2 protein-coding genes are annotated in these 2693 nt (G+C 73.1%); both read right to left on the reverse strand.

Annotated elements, in window-relative coordinates:
* Positions 1-1529: tRNA (N6-isopentenyl adenosine(37)-C2)-methylthiotransferase MiaB (gene miaB / locus HW445_RS25740; protein ID WP_374939697.1), on the reverse strand; the 1529-nt coding region annotated here is incomplete at its 3' end.
* 60 nt (positions 1530-1589) lie between these two features.
* Complete coding sequence (locus tag HW445_RS25745; RefSeq protein ID WP_218957396.1) at positions 1590-2624, reverse strand: DUF2804 domain-containing protein; 1035 nt, start codon at positions 2622-2624, stop codon at positions 1590-1592.
* Between the last annotated feature and the right edge of the window lie 69 nt (positions 2625-2693).

Here is a 2693-nt window from a genome sequence, read left to right on the forward strand (position 1 = left end):
GGGGCGGCGACCGGCTCGGGCACCCCGACCTTGGGAAGCCCCAGCAGCACCCCCGCCGGCTTCGCCGCCTCCGCCACGTTCCGCTTCTCCCACGCGTCGCCCGCCCGGGTACGCCGCACCGCCAGCACCGGCCCCTCCGCCAGCAGGTGGTGCGGCGCCGCGTACGTGACCTCGACGGTCACCACGTCACCCGGCCGCACCTCCTCGTCCGGCTTGGTGAAGTGCACGAGCCGGTTGTCGGGGGCGCGCCCGGACAGCCGCTGCGTCGCGCCGTCCTTGCGGCCCTCACCCTCCGCGACCATCAGCTCCAGCGTCCGCCCGACCTGCTTCTTGTTCTCGTCCCAGGAGATCTCCTCCTGGAGCGCGACCAGCCGCTCGTACCGCGCCTGGACGACCTCCTTGGGGATCTGGCCCTCCATGGTGGCCGCCGGGGTGCCGGGACGCTTGGAGTACTGGAAGGTGAAGGCCTGCGCGAACCGGGCCTCCCGCACCACGTGCAGCGTCTGCTCGAAGTCCTCCTCGGTCTCGCCGGGGAAACCCACGATGATGTCGGTGGTGATCGCCGCGTGCGGGATGGCGGCCCGCACCTGCTCGATGATCCCCAGGTACCGGTCCTGCCGGTAGGACCGCCGCATCGCCTTCAGCACGGTGTCCGAGCCGGACTGCAGCGGCATGTGCAGCTGCGGCATCACGTTCGGCGTCTCGGCCATCGCGGCGATGACGTCGTCGGTGAAGTCCCGCGGGTGCGGGGAGGTGAAGCGCACCCGCTCCAGGCCCTCGATCGCGCCGCAGGCGCGCAGCAGCTTGCTGAACGCCTCCCGGTCGCCGATGTCGGAGCCGTAGGCGTTGACGTTCTGGCCGAGCAGGGTGATCTCGGAGACGCCCTCGGCGACCAGGGCCTCCACCTCGGCGAGGATGTCGCCGGGCCGGCGGTCCTTCTCCTTGCCGCGCAGGGCGGGCACGATGCAGAAGGTGCAGGTGTTGTTGCAGCCGACGGAGATCGACACCCAGGCCGCGTAGGCGCTCTCGCGGCGGGTCGGCAGGGTGGAGGGGAAGGCCTCCAGCGACTCGGCGATCTCGACCTGCGCCTCTTCCTGGACGCGGGCGCGCTCGAGCAGCACCGGCAGCTTGCCGATGTTGTGGGTGCCGAAGACGACGTCCACCCAGGGCGCCCGCTTCACGATGGTGTCGCGGTCCTTCTGGGCCAGGCAGCCGCCGACGGCGATCTGCATGCCGGGACGCGAGGCCTTCCTGGGGGCGAGCCGGCCGAGGTTGCCGTAGAGGCGGTTGTCGGCGTTCTCCCGGACGGCGCAGGTGTTGAAGACCACGACGTCCGCGTCGCCGTCCGACCCCTCGGGGGCGCGGACGTAACCGGCGTCCTCCAGCAGCCCGGAGAGCCGCTCGGAGTCGTGGACGTTCATCTGGCACCCGTAGGTGCGCACCTCGTAGGTCTTCAGGCCCACCGCTGTGTCGTGGACGGCCGTGTCCACTGCCCCGCTCATCGCGTCGCTCCGGTCCATGCTGCTCATGGGACACAAGGGTAAGGGGGCGCCGGACCCGCCCGGCACGCGTCCGGGGGCCGCCCCCGCTCAGAGGCGGGCGCGCATCGACTCGCAGACGCCGTGCACGCCGTCCAGCGAGTACTCGGCGCCGCCGGCCCGCAGCACGCCCCGGTAGCGGCCGTACATCTGGAAGTAGTCGATGGCGAGGAGCCCGAACCGGTGGCGGACCGTCTTGCGCCCCTCCGGTGCGAAGACGACGTCCAGCCGGCCGTCGCGGGAGGCGATCCGCCAGGGGGCGGCCGGGTCGCCGGGGCGCTCGGGCGTGAAGGAGATCTCACCGAGCGGCTCGCACGCGCCGGGCGCCCACACCGCCGACTCCTCGGGCTCCCCCGGCAGCTCGGGGCGGTCGGCGAAGTTGGCGCCGACGGGGCCGTCGGCGGTGGGCAGGGCGAAGGTGCCCCACAGCCACCGGGTGCGGTAGGGCAGGAAGGAGCGGTGTTCGTCCAGGATCGCCAGGTCGCGTCCGGGCTCGAAGACGTACTCGGTGGAGCCGACCCTCAGCACGCCCTCGGCCGGGAAGACCGCCTTGTGCGTGTACATCCGGCCGCCGCCGGGCAGCCGCGAGCCGACCGACAGCGGTGCGCCGGCGCCCCGCGCGTCCAGGGTGAGCTCGGCGCTCATCGCCGGGGCGGTCGCGGTGGCCGCGACGTCGACGTGGATCGTGTGCCGTCCCTCACGCTCGGCGAAGTCGTAGACGAGGCGGTGGCCCGGCCTGTCAAAGGCGCAGTGCCCGCCGTCGAGCAGTTCCTCGGGCAGCGCCGGTGAGCCGCCCCGGGCGTTGGCGGCGTGCTGGTGGAGGGTGCCGGTGCGCCGGTCGTGGGCGTAGATCTCGCAGCTCGCGAGGTACTGGGCGTCCTGGATGATCATCGAGGACCACACGTCGGGGTGGAGCAGCGTGAACCCGGCCCACTCCTTCAGCCGCAGTCGGCGCAGCAGGCGGGAGGGCCCGGTGAACTCGTCGAGCGGGTTGACGCGGACCGGCCGGGCGGGCAGCCGCCCGTGGCGGCGGACACCGCTCTCGACCAGGAGGGCGGGGGCGGCGTTCTGGTGGTCGTCGGACACAACGCCGGAGCCAACCATCCTCGCCGGGGCCGGTCAATGGCCCCGACGCCGCAGCGGTCCCCAGCGCGC

It is taken from the genome of Streptomyces sp. UH6, assembly GCF_013421635.1.
GTDB lineage: Bacteria > Actinomycetota > Actinomycetes > Streptomycetales > Streptomycetaceae > Streptomyces > Streptomyces abyssomicinicus.